Here is a 15,056-nt window from a genome sequence, read left to right on the forward strand (position 1 = left end):
ACATAGGCGATGAAACCTCTCTTTCCCGGAGAGGTTTTTTTATGTGCTCAGGGGATGGCCCTGCAGCTTTTGAGACGAGAGAGACATACAGAAAAGGGGATAGGGGAAATGAAGAAGTTTTTAAAAAGCGCAGCAGTCTCTGCGGTCGCACTCTCATTATTGTTAACAGGCTGCTCGTCAGGCAGTAACACGGCATCATCTGAAAAGAAACATGAAAATGTGTCGTTTGATAATGTGCCAAAACGATTCGCCAAGGGGCAGGGTGCCAAAATCAAAGTTATCCGAAAGATCGGTGGAGATGATCATACGGCACAGTTTTTGGCAGGAGCGAAGGCCGAAGGGGAAGCGCTCGGTTTTACCGTTGATATCTATACGGCCAACGGAGATACAGCGAAGTTCCACGATGCGATCGCCCAGGCGGCCAATGAGGACTATGACGGCTTCATTATTTCTCATGGAGATGATGCGGCAACAATCAATGATATCCAAAAGCTCAGAGATAAAGGAAAGAGTGTCGTGACTTTTGACTCCAATCCGGACCTCGCCAAGGTGGATGGTGTGACACTTACATCCCAGGACGATGAAGCATTGGCCAAGCTGGCATTGGACCAGCTTGTGAAAGAACAAAAAGGCAAAGCAAACATCGTGTACCTGTGGGTGGACGGGTTTCCGCCAATGGTTCGCCGCAATGCTGTTTATAAAGAAACGTTGAAAAATAACCCTGGCATTAAAGAAGTGGAGCGCTTTGGTGTAGCTTCAGCGGACACCTCCGTTCAAACGCAAAATGCCGTTACCGCCATGCTGAACAAGCATAAAAAGGGAGAGATTGATGCGATCTTTGCGACATGGGATGCATTTGCCATCGGAGCCGCTCGTGCCATTAAAGAAGCGGGCCGAGATGAGATTAAAATTTACGGCATTGATGTCTCCAACGCGGATCTTCAGGAAATCCAAAAGAAGGACAGCCCATGGAAATATACTGCAGCGGTTGATCCAAAGCTGATCGGTGCAGTGGATATGAGAATCCTTGCAAAAAAAATTGCCGGTGAAAAAACACCGCAAAAATATGACCTGGACGCTTCTCTCGTTTCCCAAAGGGATCTTCAAAAATCCTCCGAGGGCGTAAATATGGTTAACCTGTCCAAGGAAATTAAAGGGTGGGGACAATCGGCCGCGTTTGATGAAGATTGGATGGACACGCTGAAAGACCATTACAAAAAATAAACATACAAACACTCTCTTCGGCTAGCAGCAGAGGGTGTTTGCTTTGAATAAAGGAGACCGGCCGATGGCACTGCTCGAGATGAAGAACATAAGTATTGAGTTTCCCGGGGTAAAGGCGCTGAATGAGGTTGATTTTAAAAGTAAAACTGGCCGTGTTCATGCACTGATCGGGGCAAATGGCGCCGGGAAATCAACGCTGATGAAGGTGCTGACGGGTGCCTATACCCATTACACCGGCTCTGTTCAGATTGACGGAAAGAACGTAGATATATCTTCACCAAAGGACGCACTGAATGAAGGCATCCAAATTGTCCATCAGGAGGTGGACACAGTTCTGGTTCCCTATTTGACGGTGGGGGAGAACATTCTCCTGCATGACCTGGTCAATGAAATGGGAAAAAAGCAGCTCGTGCGCTGGAAAACCCTCCACCAAAAGGCTTCGCATCTTTTGGAGGAAATGAACATACACGTATCCTCCAAAAAGCTCGTCAGCGAGCTGACGCTTGCGCAAAAGCAGATGGTATTGATTGCGCGGGCTGTTTCGGCTCAGTGCCGGTTTCTCATTCTTGATGAACCGACAGCTCCTCTGAGCCATGCAGAAACACGAGAACTGTTCCGGATTGTCCGGGATTTAAAAGCAAAGGATGTTGGCATTATTTTTATCTCTCACCGCTTGCCGGAGATCTTTGACATCTGCGACGACATTACCGTCATGAGGAACGGAGAAAAGGTCGAGGAGGAAGAGATTGCACAAAGCTCCATTAACCGCGTCATTGAGCAGATGCTGGGAAAAGCGCTGGACGAGCAGTTCCCGGCCGTAAATGGTAAGACAGGAGAAACCCTGCTTGAAGTAAAAAGTCTTTTCGATAAGGAGAAAATAAAGGGTTTAAGCCTGACGGCCCGTGCGGGTGAAATTGTAGGGATTGCCGGACTGGTAGGGGCAGGAAAAACCGAACTGTGCAAAACATTGTTCGGAAGCACTCCCATTACCGCGGGGGATGTTCTGCTGAAAGGCAAAAAACTGAAGCTGAAGAGCCCATATCATGCGGTTCGGCAGGGGCTGGCCCTTGTACCTGAGGAACGCCGAAAAGAAGGAATTCTTGTGGAGGAAACGGTAGCTGCGAATTTGTCGGCCGCCAACCTTGCCCAATTTACAAAAGCGTTCAGTTTTCTCGACCGCCGGGCGGAAAAGAGAAAATCCCTTGAGATCATAAAAACGCTCGGCATCAAAACCCCGTCTGAGAAAAGTAAAGTACAGCATCTGTCGGGCGGGAACCAGCAAAAGATTGCCATTGGCAAATGGCTGCTTGCCGATGCGGAAGTTTATATTTTTGATGAGCCGACCAAGGGCGTTGATGTTGGGGCGAAACGGGATATTTTTGAACTCATTTCGGCCCTCGCCAAAAGGGGGAAAGCGGTCCTTTACGCATCGTCAGAATTTCCGGAAATTCTGGGGATTACAAACCGGGTGTACGTCATGTACGACGGGCGTACAGTAAAAGAGCTGGAAACCGCAAAAACCACCGAGGAAGAGCTATTATTTTACAGTACAGGAGGAAGGTAAATGGAGTTATCAAAACCCATACCCGCCAAGGCAGCTCCCAAAAAGAAGTTTGAGCTGTTTGAGTTTTTTTATAAATACGGAACAATCCTGACCATTCTTGTGTTAATCGGTGTGTTTACGGCTGCACATCCATCATTTTTGCAGGGACAGAACTTGATGAATATTTTGCGGTCCATTTCAATCGTGACCATCATCGCGATTGGAATTACCATCTCACTGTCGGTGAACGGCTTTGATTTGTCGGTTGGATCGGTTGCTTCTTTATCCAACGCGATTGTGATTTCCATGTTCGTCTGGGTTTCGCAAAACACGGTGGTTGCGATATTTTCTGCGCTGGCTGCTGCCCTGATTGTAGGGATCATTAACTCGGTACTCATTGTAAAAGTGAAAATTCCCGATATGCTGCTGACACTTGCCACGATGTTTATTGTTCAGGGGATTGCGCTTACTTATACGAAGGGTGCGACGATCTCACAAAACATGGTGATGCCTGACGGAAGCTTTGCGACCGGAAAAATTTCTGAGGCGTTCCAAAAAATCGGCCAGGTGCCGTGGATTATTTTGATTATGGCGCTTGCCGTGGTGCTCGTCCATGTGCTTCTCAACTATACAAAGCACGGCCGCTATATGTATGTGATCGGAGGAAATGAGGAGGCAGCGAGGCTTTCGGGTATTCCGGTCAACAAGTATAAAGTGGCCGCCTACCTCTTGTCGGCACTATTTGCTTCCATTGGGGGAATTGTTCTGGCCTCTAGAGTAATGACAGCGGAAATCAATGCCGGTACGCCTTACCTCATGGACGCGGTAGCGGCCGCTTTCATCGGTTTTTCCGTTTTTGGAGCGGGAAAGCCCAATGCGTTCGGAACGCTTGTTGGCGCGATATTGATTGGCATCCTGCAGAATGGCCTCGTCATGATGTCTGTCCCGTACTATTCCATGGACATTGTGAAAGGGGCAGTACTTGCATTTGCCCTTGCTTTAACCTACTATAAATTGAAAAAATAACAGATGAAGCCGGGAAGTTCTTTTGACCTTCCTGGCTTAATGGGCTTTTTTGATCTCTTGCAAAAAAATAAGACTGTCTGTCCATTCCCGGCATACCTTATTATAGGGAGTTCTTATCTCCACTAAGCAGGGATAGAGGATAGGATTATGAAAAAAATCAATTTGAAAGGGCTGACGGGGGAAGTGGTCACCCGCTTTTCCCCTCAATATGAACAAACGAGGCAGGAATGGAACCGTGCCGTGCAAAAGTTCCCTCTCGTTATTGTATATTGCAGCACGGTCGATGATGTCCGGAATGCTATTCTTTGGGCCCGGAAACATGAGGTGAAGATCAGGATTCGTTCAGGCGGTCATCACTATGAGGGCTATTCGGTGGGCAATGGTGTAATCGTCATTGATATCAGCCGGATGGATGGCATTGTTCTTAACAACAATGAACAACTGAAAATACAGGGCGGCGTGAAAAATGAACAGCTTTACGAGTTTGTGGGTTCTCTGGGCTACCCCTTTCCTGGGGGAACGTGTCCGACTGTCGGTGTCAGCGGGTATACCCTTGGCGGCGGTTGGGGATTTTCCAGCCGGTATCTGGGACTCGGATGTGACAGCCTGATCGAACTGGAGCTGGTGGATTATACGGGCAGAATATTAAAGGCAAACCAGCAGGTGAATCCGGACTTGTTCTGGGCATGCCGCGGAGCGGGCGGTGGCAATTTTGGTGTAGTCGTCTCCATGACGTTTGCCCTTCCGGAACCGGTCGAAAACGTTTCTTTCGTCGAAATCTATGCGCCAAAAGCGGATGCGAAGCTGCAGGAGACCTTCCTCAACGCCTGGCAATATTGGCTGGAGGATTTGGACGAGAGAATGACGGCTAATGCCAGCCTCTATAACTCGCTGGAAGAGGGAACGGCTATTTACGGCCAGGGCTTTTTTTACGGACCGCCTGAGGAAGCGGCAAAAGTGATGGAACCGCTGCTGATCAACGGAAAGATTCAGCTTTTCGTCAGATACCTTCCCTTCATGAAGGCCGTCAGAGCCGTTGAGGCCACGTATCCGAAGTATGAGCGATTTAAATCCACAGGAAGATTTGTCTACAGAAAATTCAGCGAGCGGGAAATCCGGAATCTCGTGGGGCTGATTCAGAAGCGGGCGGAAGGCTCCATATTCGCCGGATTGACGGTGTATGCCCTGGGCGGCAAGGTCAGTGACGTCAACCCGTTTGAAACGGCGTTTTTTTACCGACAGGCGGATTATATTCTCGGCATACAAACGATCTGGGAGGATCCTGGCTTCGAACCCGAAAACATTCAGTGGATGAAAAAACGGTTTCCCTATGTTAAATCCATTACCAAAGGATCATTTGTTAATTTTCCATACAGCCCGTTACGGCATTATGAAAAAGCCTATTTTGGGTGGAATGCGCCACGATTAAAGAAAGTAAATAAAAAATACGACCCGTACAATGTGTTTTCCTTTCCACAGGGAATTAACCGGGCACCCAGATAAATCCAGCCGGACACGCTGGATTTTTTGCTTGGCGTAAAAAAGGGGAAAAGCCGGCAGTATCGAACTTATCTAGTAGATTACTTTGATGGGAGCGATGGATAATGGAACAATACTATACGCATTGGCTGAAGCACCGGACGGTTCTGCACGAGCTTTTGGAAGAGGTTGGGCCCCAGCATGTGTTTTTTAAACCATGGAGCGATGGATTTGCCCTGGGCGATTTGGCGGTACATATTGCTGGCTCTACGGATATGTTTCTCGAAACGATAAAAAAAGGCCAGTTTGTGTCACCGCGCACACCCCGAGAGTTTCAGACCATGGATGAAGTGCGTGAGATCCTTGATGAATTCACCGAAAAATCAAAGCGCGATTTTCAAGAGCTGCAAACGTTCAATCTGGAAAAAGAGATCGACATCTTTAAATTTACCGCTCCGGGAAGCTACTGGCTTGAAAGCATGATTGACCATGAAATCCATCATAAGGGTCAGTTGTTTACTTACGCGCGTATGACCGGTTCGCAGAAGATGCCATTTTTCAAGCAGCTTCCTCCTCAGGCTGTAAACGATGGAGTCGAGTAACAGGGAGGGATGATGGATGAATGGCTGCTTCATAACCGGCTTTCCCGGCTTTCTGGCTTCAATGCTGCTTAAAGAAATGCTGAAGCGGTACAAAGAATGTGAGTTTGTTCTTCTTGTTCATCCCAGCCAGATTGAAAAAGCAAAAGATCTGGCAGCCAACCGGCCCAACGTCAGGTTGTTTACGGGTGATATTACGAAGGACGGACTGCGGCTAAGCCCTGAACAAACCGACTGGCTGAAAAACCATATTACGCATGTCTTTCATCTCGCAGCGGTGTATGATTTGGCAGTACCGGAGCAGATTGCGGCGAACATCAATATTACCGGTACACGGAATATAAATGCTTATGTAAAGGAACTCCCGCACCTTGCGCGGTATGTTTACTTTAGTACAGCCTACGTTTCAGGGAATAGGACCGGTCTCATTAAAGAAGATGAATTGGATGCCGGGCAGACATTTAAAAATCACTATGAATCGACCAAGTTTGCCGCAGAAAAGCTGGTGGCGGAGCTTGATGGTGTGCCTTATACCATCATCAGGCCAGGAGTGGTGGTTGGACACTCCAAAACCGGAGAGACCATCAAGTTCGATGGCCCGTATTTTATCATGCGTTTTTTGGACAAGCTGCGGTATGTACCTGTTCCTTATCTGGGAAAGTCCGAAGCGCTATTTAATGTGGTACCCTTTGATTATATTATTGATGCGACACTCTGCCTTGCAGAGTCGGATGATGCGGTGAACAAGGTGTTCCATCTCACGGATCCTTCACCTTATGAGAGCAGGAAGCTTTACCGCATGATCTGCGAGGAACTGATCGGAAAAGCACCATCATGGACCATACCGCCAGCAGTTGTGGAGTTTATGTTATCTTTTTCGTTCTTCCGCCGCTTTTTTAAAGTGGAAAAAGAAGCGCTGGAGTATTTCAGGTGTGCCTGTCAGTACGATGCTGCCAATACCATTAAGGTGCTGGCGAAAGCAGGCGTCCAATGTCCGGATTTTAAAGATTACGTATCTAGTATGGTTGCCTATTACAAGGAAAACAGAAAGGATCCGGAAAAATTGGTTTACATAAAGTAGGAGGTTGCAATGAAAGAATCCTGGAAAACCCGATGTGTCCGCTATGGCTTTAATTTGTTTCCTGCGTACCGAGGAACAGGAGCAAGGGTGATCTATATTGCTGAAGATTATTCGGAAATTACGATACAGCTTCCTTTAAACTGGCGGACCCGCAACTATGTGGGAACGATTTTTGGAGGAAGCATCTATGGGGCTGTGGATCCGATGTATATGTACATGTTTCTGAAACTGCTCGGGGATGACTATATTGTCTGGGATAAAGCTGCCTCCATTTCCTTCAAAAAGCCCGGGAAGAGTACCCTGTACGCTACATTTAAGATAACCCCGGAGGAAGTAGAAGATGTGAAGCGGCAGCTTAAAAGCAGACACAGTCTTGACCGAATATATGAGGTCGATGTGGTGGATGAAACCGGACTTGTTCACGCGGTGGTGGAGAAAACCATTTATATCCGGAGAAAGGCCAAAGCTAACTCTGAAAACATAGTTTCACTGCAAAAGTCATAAGGAGGCAGGATGATGGCAAAAGCAATGGAAGATTTGACGGTAAAGGAAACGGTAAAAAAGATTGAAGATGTCATTAACGATAACCCCGGTCCCATTGAGGGAGTTCAAGCGGTATATCAGTATGACATCCCTGATGAGGACTATTCGTTCCAGCTGCATTTAAAGGATGGAAAAGCAGAGGTAAAGGAAGAGTACACTGAACGCGGAGATTGCACGATCATTATTTCTTATCCAAACTTTAAAAAGATGCTTCTCGGAAAACTGAACGGTACAGCAGCATTTATGATGGGGAAATTGAAGGTCAAAGGCGACATCGGCAAAGCGTTGAAAGTGGAGGCGTTGCTCGGCCAATATAACATGGAAGCGGAGTTTCGGAAGAGCTAAGTTTTATTTTTTGTTTATTTAAAGCGCTTTCTTTACCATATTTGTGTGTTATTTCTTAGATAATAAATGATCCCGTCCGCCTCTTCCCTAATCCCTTCTAAGCAAAGGAGAGTCAGGGATTCTTGAATTGGCGTTCGGGTACCGATCTACTAATTTAAAAGATTAGAAGGGGAATAAGTAGAGTAATAGAAAAAGCAGACGTGGTATGCGTCTGCTTTTTCATATTTAAGGTTGAGTTTTCGCATTCCACTGCTTCACGATTTCATCTTCTGCATCATAGTCCAGCGTCAGTTTTTCGGGTGGATGCTGAAGCTCCCATGCGATGGTGCGTTTTAATCCTTCTTCAATCGAAACGGTTTCTTTATATCCCAATTCACGACGTATTTTATCAGAGGTGAAAATCACATGCTGTTCCGTATTTATTCCCCAGCCATAACCCTCAGGAAGCTGATCATCTGGCAGCACAATAACGTCTCCGCTCCAATTCATAAGAGGCGCGAATCTTTCAATCCACTCTTTGGTCGTCCATGCATCTTTTTCACCAACATTGTAAATCTTACCCGCTGCCTCTGGATTGAGGATGGACTGGACAATGGCCTCTGCCATATTTTCCACATAGCCCCGGGTCCAGCGCCAGCCGGCCAGGCTCTTAGCCAGCAGGATATAGGGCCTTTGATCACTCATTGGCTTAAGAAATGAATACCAGCGGTGCTGATGGTCATTCGGCCCGTAAACCGCAGGCAGTCTCAAGATCGTACCATCGATGCGGGGATGGTCCATAACGGTCCGCTCCACTAGTATTTTGTCATACATGCGTCTTTCTTCCGTTTCCGCAAACGCTCTGTGCGGATAGAGGTTGTGACGCAATTCTCCGTTTTCATCGATCGGAACGGGTTCAGCTTCTCCTGTTTCTGTTCTGTTCACCCGCCCGAACGCCCGGTATACGTCCTGTGAGCTCGCCACAATCACCCGGTTTACAATACCATCGAGCGTTTCAACCAGTTCTTTTGCCTGCAATTCGGTGAGACACATCATATCAAGCACCGCATCAGGATTGATCTCCTGAATTTTGTCTCGATAGGCAGGCAGATTATTTCTGTCTCCCAGCATTCGTGTTACTTCAGGAGGCAGTTCTGCTTCGGTCTCTCCTCTGTGAAATACCGTAACCTTATGGCCAAGATCAACGAACCGTCTAATAATCGCCGGGCCCATGAATCGGGTACCGCCAATGACAAAAACATGCATAATCATTTCTCCTCTCCGTTTGGAATGTTTGAAGAAACCAGTCCTTAACATAAAAATAAAGTTTTACGTAAAGTAATGTTATTACGTTGTTCTTCTTTTGTCAATATTTAACTTGAAAACGGAGACAGCCGTGCTCTTTTGTCTTACTAGTGAATAGAGTACTAGTAATTACTTTTTTGAAGAAGGTAGGACGAGCATGGCAACCATTCAAACCCGGACGCAGTTCAAATTTGCGGCGAATGACAGCACTGTCAGCCGGATCCTGAAAAAGATCGCGAGCCAGCAGATTAACATTACTGCATTTAGCCTCGTAAAGGACAAGTTTAATACAGTCTTTCTGGTTGTTGGACCAAGTGATGCCAACAATCAGAGTGACAACTGCATGGTGCGGAGGATTCTGTCAGCCGGCAATATTCCGTTTTACGAAAAAAATGTAATTCAAATTAATTTTGAAGCCGGCATCCCCGGAGTTTTTAGTAAAATCTATAATGTTCTTTACCGAAAAGTGGGGATAGAGGCCATCTATAACGGTGAAGATAATTCTCTCTACCTGAGTGTCTCAAACATCACACGTGCCATGAGGATTCTGCAAAAAATTCTTTCCTAAACTCCCTGTTTCAGGGGGTTTTTTTGATTGCCGGGAATACTTGGTTTGTTTACCAATCCTTAGAGAGATGAACCGGGATATGGTACGATAGAATAAGAGAGAAACTATTACTCGTGGAAGAGGTTTTTGTAGCGAATGAGCGTATCCAAGAGAAGATCAACGGTGAACAACTGGATTCTTTTTCTGCTCGTGGTGGGAGCGTGTCTCTTTATCTATTATCAATCGGAAAATGTAAAGGAGAAAAAGAATGTTGCGCTTCCAACCAAGCTTCATCCGGTGGTAGAAAAGGATAAAGACGAATTGATCAAAAGAGCAAAGGCTAGAGGGATTTCCATTGTCATTACCGACGGATTTCGGACGTTTGATGATCAGGATAAATTGTATGCCAAAGGCCGCAGTGAAAAAGGCGATATTGTAACAACCGTCAGAGGTGGCGAATCGTATCATAATTATGGGCTGGCGATTGACTTTGCGTTAAGGACTGCGAACGGAGATGTGGTCTGGGACCTGCAGCGCGACAGCAACCGCAACGGAAAAGCCGACTGGATGGAGGTGGTTGCTATTGCCAAAGATCTGGGATTCAGCTGGGGAGGAGACTGGGAGTTTAAAGATTATCCCCACCTTCAAAAAGACTTTGGCCTTTCCATTGAGGATTTGAAAAATGGCGAACGCCCTCCAGAACAAGAGTAGAGAAAGGGAACCAGAATGAAATCGTTACGAACAGAATGTGTGCTTCCATATCCGGTCGACGTGGTATGGGAGGTGATCTCGGATACAGAAAAACACGCGCTGTGGAATCCGCAGATTGTTTCCATCAAAGGGGAATGCAACAAAGGCAGCTCCTTATCGGTATGTGTGCGGTCACCGGTTGGAGGAGGCTTGCCTTTTCGTTTTAAAGCAAGCATAAAAGACCTTGATTCCGGAAAGAAACTGGCATGGACAGGGGGTGTCCCGGGCATTTTGACAGGGTATCATTATTGGGAGCTCACCGAGTTCGGGGATCAGACCAAAGTGGTCCAGGGAGAAGTTTTTACAGGATTATTTACTTCGGTTTTGTCACAGAAAAGGATTGATTCCATGCTTCCGTCCTATGAATCGGCGAATACAGGGCTCCACAACTATCTGAAAAAGCAATTCTAGTGTTTGTGTTATCAAAAAAGGCTGACTCCCATGAAGGGCGTCAGCCTTCTTAATTTATAAATTTTTCAGCGCGTCGCTGATGGACTGCTCTCCAGATGTCAGGTCAAATCCGCGGTTAAACGTGTTTTCCTCGGTTAATGCCGTGAATACGGTTTGGGCCACATCCTCACGCGGGATGGAACCTCTCTCTAAGTTTTCACCCGCTTGGACTTTTCCTGTACCCGGTTCATTGAGCAGGCCGCCAGGGCGTACAATCGTATAATTGAGCTTGCTTGCTTCCAATGCCTTATCCGCATAGTGCTTGGCCACGTAATAAGGTTTGATTTTTTCGTTCCAGTTTTCCCGGTTATGTGCCTGAAGGGCACTAACCATAACGAAACGCTCCACGCCTGATTGTTCGGCTGCTTCCATTACTTTCACCGCGCCATCCAGATCGACGAGCAAGGTTTTGTCTGACCCTGTGCTTCCGCCTGATCCGGCAGAGAAAATAATGGCATCATGGCCTTTAACGGCGGCTGCGAGATCTTCCACACTGCCCTCAAGGTTGGCGGCAGCGGTTTGGGCGCCGATTTTCTCAAGGTCACCCGCTTGTTCAGGATTTCGAATCATGGCTGTAACCTCATGCTCTGAACTGTCAGTGAGAAGCTTGACCAATTTTTGTCCGATCTGTCCATTTGCTCCTACTAAAAAGACCTTCATGTGTGTACACTCTCCTTTTTCTATAGGATTGACAACTCACCTCAAAGTATTTCAAACGAGCCTGCTTTCTTCAAACTTCCTGCTCATTGGGGCTAAAAGAGCAGGCTTCTTCTCTTATTTTGCATAATAATTCATCTGTAGTCATTATTTTTGCAAATTCCTCGTTCAAGGTGGCTAAGGAAACTTGATGTACCGTTTCAGCATCAAGAAGTTTTCCATTAATATCCCTTAATTCGAAGGCGGCAGTGGCATCGGAAAGTAGAGTGGTTTTAAAACCGAGGTTGCCACTCATTCTTGTAGTGGTTGATATACAATGAGGGGTGGTTAATCCAGTGATGACCACTGAAATAATATCACTTTTTCTAAGATAACTTTCCAAATCCGTCCCGATAAAAGCGCTATTTACCTTTTTTGTAAATACGGGTTCGCTGTCCGCAGGCTTTACAATATCTTTTATTTCGAAAGTTTTGTTAGATGGGTGGAAGGGTGAAGTCGGATTATCAGAATAGTGCTGAATATGAACGACAGGCATATCTTTTGTTCTCCAAAGGTTTAGGAGCTGTTTTATATTTTCTTCTGCCATTAAATTATTTCGCTTACCCCATTTGTGATCTTCAAAAGCTTTCTGTATGTCTACCAGTATTAGGGCAGGTTGATTATTTCTTTTCATAGGATCCTGCTTTTCTTGTTACCCCGGTATTTTGTTATGAGCCCGGCTCCTGCCGCATAAACTGTGGAGTAGTTTGCGGATAGGAGGGATTTCGGTGTATTATGAGCGGCCGGATGCAGCTACAAGAAACACCATCAGAGTGTATGGGGAAGGGACTGCTTATGCCGTGCCTGACCAGGCGCAGCTGACGATCGGTGTGATTACTGAAAATAAAGATGTCAGTGCCGCGCAAAAGCAGAACAATGAAGTGATGAACCAGGTGACTCATGGACTGATGACGATGGGCATTCCATCCAAAGACATCCAGACATCGCTCTATCGGATTGATCCGCAGTATAGTTATGAAAACGGACAGCAGCACTTAAAAGGCTATCAAGTGAATCATCAGCTTCAGGTCACCGTTCGGGATATAAGCCAAACGGGTGCCGTTATCAATATGGCCGTAAGCCAGGGAGCTAATTCTGTTTCGTCTATCCAATTTATCGTGTCGTCTCAAGATGCCTTTTATAATCAAGCGCTAACGCTGGCCGTTCAAAATGCGCACCAAAAGGCGATGAATATCGCAAGGGATCTGGGTGTCACCATCAACCGCTACCCGGCAAAAGTAACCGAGTTACCCAAAAGTGCACGGCCTGGTCCAGTGCCTTTTCAAGGAGCCATGCTGGCGCATGCGGGACCGGTGCCTATCCAAACCGGTGAAAATGAAATCACAGCAGCCATTGAGGCGGAATTTTTTTATATGTCATAAAAAAGGAATGAGTTAGGCTCTTATTGAAGGGTTACCTAGCTCTTTTTTTATGATGGAAGTTAAGAAATGGGGGATGACCTTGAGTTCTCATGAGACGATTATTAAAGCCGAGCATCTGGTGAAGCGATATGGAGACTTTTATGCGGTAAATGGTGTTGACTTTGAGGTACATAGAGGAGAAGTTTTCGGCCTACTTGGGCCAAATGGAGCGGGGAAGACGACCACGCTTGAAATGCTGGTTGGTCTTCGAAAACCAGACGCGGGAACGGCGTGGATCGGGGAATTCGACATTCGGAAAGACCTGGAACGCATTAAAGAGGTAATCGGTGTGCAGCTGCAGTCCACCACCTTGTTTGAACTCCTGACCGTTGAAGAAATATTAAAAATGTATGCGAGCTTTTATCCGAAGCACATTTCAATTCCTGAACTGATTGAAGACATGATCCTGACGGACAAACGCAAGAGCCGGATCAAGAGCTTATCCGGAGGGCAAAAGCAGAGGCTGGCGATTGCACTCGCTCTTGTGCATGATCCGTGGATCATTTTTCTGGATGAGCCAACGACAGGTCTCGATCCGCAGGCAAGGCGGACATTGTGGGACATTGTATTGAACCTGAAGCAAAAGGGGAAGACGATCATGCTGACGACCCACTATATGGATGAAGCGCATGTCCTGTGTGATCGTATTGCCATCATGGATCAAGGCAAGATGATTGCACTGGATACCCCGGAAAATCTGGTGAAAAATCTTCAGTCGGACAGTGCGGTCGAATTCCGGGTGGATGAGAGTGCTCCTTTTCATTTGGAAGAGATTAAAGGGGTGACACAAATCGGCGGACATAAGGATGTTCAGGTTCTCTACACCGACAACCTTCAGGAAACGTTAACCAGCCTGATTGAGACGGCTTCTGAAAAAGGGTTAAAGCTGACCGATCTGCAGACGCGTACCGCCACATTGGAGGACGTGTTTATTCACATGACAGGAAGGAGTCTTAGAGAAGGATGAAGGCTTATTGGCAGTTAACGTTGGCCCAGCTGCGCATTTTCCTGCGCAACCGGCAGGTACTGTTCTGGACTCTTGCGTTTCCGATCTTCCTGATGGTTATGCTTGGCTCCTTTTTAGGAAATGGAAACGGCATGTCTGTGACGATCGGCTATGTTGACCAGGATCACTCTCCCCAGTCTAAACAGCTTGCGGATATTTTAAAGAAAAACGAGGCGATCTCGCTTGAGAAAACGTCCAGTAAAAAAGACGCGCTCGACCAGCTGAAGCAGGGGGATGTCCAGCTCGTCGTAGAGGTCCCCAAGGGCTATGAAAAGAGAATGAAGAACTCCTCACAGAACGAAAAACCGTTTACACTGCCAGTTTTTTATAATGAAACCGACTTGGCCGTTTCCCAGATTGGCCAGCAGCTCGTTTACAATGCAGTGGATGCGGTAAGCAAACAAAAGGCAGATTATAGGCCAGCCGTTGTGATTAATCCAAAAGGCGTAGAGGCGCTCAATCTTCGTTATATCGATTTTCTCGTTCCAGGGATCGTGGCGATGATGATCCTGAGCAACAACATGAACGGAGTTGCAGGCCAGATTGCCTCATGGCGTGAACGGGGCATTTTGCGGAGGATGCAGGGAACCACACTGAAGGCCCACACCTTTATTGCGGCCCAGATTACTGCACGTCTTTTGCTGAACGGACTGCAGGCGCTGATTGTCCTGATGGTCGCCCGTCTCGTGTTCGACGTCGAAGTCAGAGGTTCCTGGCTGACCCTTGTGAGCTTTGTTATCCTTGGAACGCTGGCATTTATGGCGATCGGCTTCATTATCGCCGGTATCGCAAAAACACCGGAAAGCGCCGGTCCGATCGCAGGCTTTCTGTCGTTTCCGATGCTGTTTTTGGGCGGGGTCTTTTTCCCAATTAAAAACATGCCGGAATTTCTCCAGCCGATCGTTCATATTCTTCCTATAGCCCATTTGACAACAGCCATGCGGGAGACGATGAATGTAGGCGCGACGTTTATGAGTCTCGGTACGGAGGCGCTGGTCCTTGGCGGCTGGATCATTGGTGCCTTTATTGTGGCAAGTCTGACCTTTAAATGGGAATAAGCAG

Annotated in this window: 17 protein-coding genes; 14 read left to right on the plus strand and 3 right to left on the minus strand. The window is 46.9% G+C overall.

The features are described from left to right. Positions 1–108 precede the first annotated feature (108 nt). The 8 genes from QNH15_RS03535 to QNH15_RS03570 all read left to right on the plus strand — a co-directional run bounded on the left by QNH15_RS03535 (position 109) and on the right by QNH15_RS03570 (position 7,840). On the plus strand, positions 109–1,224 hold the full coding sequence (locus QNH15_RS03535; RefSeq protein ID WP_283892631.1) for a sugar ABC transporter substrate-binding protein: 1,116 nt from the start codon (positions 109–111) through the stop codon (positions 1,222–1,224). A gap of 64 nt (positions 1,225–1,288) precedes the next feature. After that, entirely contained in the window at positions 1,289–2,788 is a 1,500-nt protein-coding gene (locus QNH15_RS03540; protein WP_283892633.1) for a sugar ABC transporter ATP-binding protein, read from the plus strand. After that, positions 2,789–3,793: an ABC transporter permease gene (locus QNH15_RS03545; protein ID WP_283892635.1), complete on the plus strand. Its 1,005-nt coding sequence runs from the start codon at positions 2,789–2,791 to the stop codon at positions 3,791–3,793. Between the two features lie 147 nt (positions 3,794–3,940). Next, positions 3,941–5,296: an FAD-binding oxidoreductase gene (locus tag QNH15_RS03550; RefSeq protein WP_283892637.1), complete on the plus strand. Its 1,356-nt coding sequence runs from the start codon at positions 3,941–3,943 to the stop codon at positions 5,294–5,296. 101 nt (positions 5,297–5,397) lie between these two features. After that, on the plus strand, positions 5,398–5,874 hold the full coding sequence (locus tag QNH15_RS03555) for a DinB family protein (RefSeq protein ID WP_283892639.1): 477 nt from the start codon (positions 5,398–5,400) through the stop codon (positions 5,872–5,874). Between the two features lie 16 nt (positions 5,875–5,890). Continuing rightward, positions 5,891–6,952 carry an SDR family oxidoreductase gene (locus QNH15_RS03560; RefSeq protein WP_283892640.1) on the plus strand — a complete coding sequence of 354 codons (1,062 nt, stop codon included), beginning with the start codon at positions 5,891–5,893 and terminating at the stop codon, positions 6,950–6,952. Between the two features lie 9 nt (positions 6,953–6,961). After that, positions 6,962–7,456 (plus strand): DUF4442 domain-containing protein, encoded by a 495-nt coding sequence (locus tag QNH15_RS03565; RefSeq protein ID WP_129477862.1) that lies wholly within the window; start codon positions 6,962–6,964, stop codon positions 7,454–7,456. A 9-nt stretch (positions 7,457–7,465) separates the two neighbouring features. Next, positions 7,466–7,840: an SCP2 sterol-binding domain-containing protein gene (locus QNH15_RS03570; RefSeq protein ID WP_283892642.1), complete on the plus strand. Its 375-nt coding sequence runs from the start codon at positions 7,466–7,468 to the stop codon at positions 7,838–7,840. A 225-nt stretch (positions 7,841–8,065) separates the two neighbouring features. Here QNH15_RS03570 and QNH15_RS03575 read toward each other — a convergent pair whose 3' ends face one another. Next, entirely contained in the window at positions 8,066–9,091 is a 1,026-nt protein-coding gene (locus QNH15_RS03575) for an NAD-dependent epimerase/dehydratase family protein (protein ID WP_283892643.1), read from the minus strand. Positions 9,092–9,281: 190 nt separating this feature from the next. Here QNH15_RS03575 and QNH15_RS03580 point away from each other — a divergent pair, with 190 nt between their 5' ends. The 3 genes from QNH15_RS03580 (at position 9,282) to QNH15_RS03590 (ending at position 10,832) form a co-directional block, all read left to right on the plus strand. Further along, positions 9,282–9,692 carry a hypothetical protein gene (locus QNH15_RS03580; RefSeq protein WP_129477855.1) on the plus strand — a complete coding sequence of 137 codons (411 nt, stop codon included), beginning with the start codon at positions 9,282–9,284 and terminating at the stop codon, positions 9,690–9,692. Between the two features lie 135 nt (positions 9,693–9,827). Beyond that, a complete protein-coding gene (locus QNH15_RS03585) occupies positions 9,828–10,382 on the plus strand; it encodes a M15 family metallopeptidase (RefSeq protein ID WP_283892645.1) in 555 nt (184 codons plus the stop codon). Positions 10,383–10,397: 15 nt separating this feature from the next. Continuing rightward, a complete protein-coding gene (locus tag QNH15_RS03590; protein WP_283892646.1) occupies positions 10,398–10,832 on the plus strand; it encodes an SRPBCC domain-containing protein in 435 nt (144 codons plus the stop codon). Positions 10,833–10,886: 54 nt separating this feature from the next. Here the strand turns inward: QNH15_RS03590 and QNH15_RS03595 are convergent, their stop codons facing one another. Beyond that, the gene (locus tag QNH15_RS03595) at positions 10,887–11,531 is read right to left on the minus strand and encodes an SDR family oxidoreductase (protein ID WP_283892648.1); all 645 of its coding nucleotides are present in this window, start codon (positions 11,529–11,531) and stop codon (positions 10,887–10,889) included. Positions 11,532–11,601: 70 nt separating this feature from the next. Continuing rightward, the gene (locus tag QNH15_RS03600) at positions 11,602–12,201 is read right to left on the minus strand and encodes a cysteine hydrolase family protein (protein ID WP_283892650.1); all 600 of its coding nucleotides are present in this window, start codon (positions 12,199–12,201) and stop codon (positions 11,602–11,604) included. 94 nt (positions 12,202–12,295) lie between these two features. Between QNH15_RS03600 and QNH15_RS03605 the strand changes: the two genes are divergently transcribed. The 3 genes from QNH15_RS03605 to QNH15_RS03615 all read left to right on the plus strand — a co-directional run bounded on the left by QNH15_RS03605 (position 12,296) and on the right by QNH15_RS03615 (position 15,052). Continuing rightward, the gene (locus tag QNH15_RS03605) at positions 12,296–12,949 is read left to right on the plus strand and encodes an SIMPL domain-containing protein (RefSeq protein ID WP_283892652.1); all 654 of its coding nucleotides are present in this window, start codon (positions 12,296–12,298) and stop codon (positions 12,947–12,949) included. A gap of 73 nt (positions 12,950–13,022) precedes the next feature. Next, entirely contained in the window at positions 13,023–13,955 is a 933-nt protein-coding gene (locus QNH15_RS03610) for an ABC transporter ATP-binding protein (protein ID WP_129477849.1), read from the plus strand. Continuing rightward, positions 13,952–15,052: an ABC transporter permease gene (locus tag QNH15_RS03615; RefSeq protein WP_283892656.1), complete on the plus strand. Its 1,101-nt coding sequence runs from the start codon at positions 13,952–13,954 to the stop codon at positions 15,050–15,052. Before QNH15_RS03610 ends, QNH15_RS03615 begins: the two co-directional genes overlap by 4 nt. Positions 15,053–15,056: the final 4 nt, after the last annotated feature.

Origin of the sequence: Fictibacillus enclensis (assembly GCF_030123385.1) — a bacterium.
GTDB lineage: Bacteria > Bacillota > Bacilli > Bacillales > Fictibacillaceae > Fictibacillus_C > Fictibacillus_C enclensis.

Excerpts from the sequence above, each read along its gene's own strand:
- QNH15_RS03580 (WP_129477855.1), top strand. The coding sequence starts at position 9,282 with ATGGCAACCATTCAAACCCGGACGCAGTTCAAATTTGCGGCGAATGAC.
- QNH15_RS03600 (WP_283892650.1), bottom strand. The coding sequence starts at position 12,201 with ATGAAAAGAAATAATCAACCTGCCCTAATACTGGTAGACATACAGAAA.
- QNH15_RS03585 (WP_283892645.1), top strand. The coding sequence starts at position 9,828 with ATGAGCGTATCCAAGAGAAGATCAACGGTGAACAACTGGATTCTTTTT.
- QNH15_RS03550 (WP_283892637.1), top strand. The coding sequence starts at position 3,941 with ATGAAAAAAATCAATTTGAAAGGGCTGACGGGGGAAGTGGTCACCCGC.
- QNH15_RS03540 (WP_283892633.1), top strand. The coding sequence starts at position 1,289 with ATGGCACTGCTCGAGATGAAGAACATAAGTATTGAGTTTCCCGGGGTA.
- QNH15_RS03545 (WP_283892635.1), top strand. The coding sequence starts at position 2,789 with ATGGAGTTATCAAAACCCATACCCGCCAAGGCAGCTCCCAAAAAGAAG.
- QNH15_RS03590 (WP_283892646.1), top strand. The coding sequence starts at position 10,398 with ATGAAATCGTTACGAACAGAATGTGTGCTTCCATATCCGGTCGACGTG.
- QNH15_RS03555 (WP_283892639.1), top strand. The coding sequence starts at position 5,398 with ATGGAACAATACTATACGCATTGGCTGAAGCACCGGACGGTTCTGCAC.
- QNH15_RS03615 (WP_283892656.1), top strand. The coding sequence starts at position 13,952 with ATGAAGGCTTATTGGCAGTTAACGTTGGCCCAGCTGCGCATTTTCCTG.
- QNH15_RS03535 (WP_283892631.1), top strand. The coding sequence starts at position 109 with ATGAAGAAGTTTTTAAAAAGCGCAGCAGTCTCTGCGGTCGCACTCTCA.
- QNH15_RS03575 (WP_283892643.1), bottom strand. The coding sequence starts at position 9,091 with ATGATTATGCATGTTTTTGTCATTGGCGGTACCCGATTCATGGGCCCG.
- QNH15_RS03595 (WP_283892648.1), bottom strand. The coding sequence starts at position 11,531 with ATGAAGGTCTTTTTAGTAGGAGCAAATGGACAGATCGGACAAAAATTG.
- QNH15_RS03610 (WP_129477849.1), top strand. The coding sequence starts at position 13,023 with ATGACCTTGAGTTCTCATGAGACGATTATTAAAGCCGAGCATCTGGTG.
- QNH15_RS03570 (WP_283892642.1), top strand. The coding sequence starts at position 7,466 with ATGATGGCAAAAGCAATGGAAGATTTGACGGTAAAGGAAACGGTAAAA.
- QNH15_RS03565 (WP_129477862.1), top strand. The coding sequence starts at position 6,962 with ATGAAAGAATCCTGGAAAACCCGATGTGTCCGCTATGGCTTTAATTTG.
- QNH15_RS03560 (WP_283892640.1), top strand. The coding sequence starts at position 5,891 with ATGAATGGCTGCTTCATAACCGGCTTTCCCGGCTTTCTGGCTTCAATG.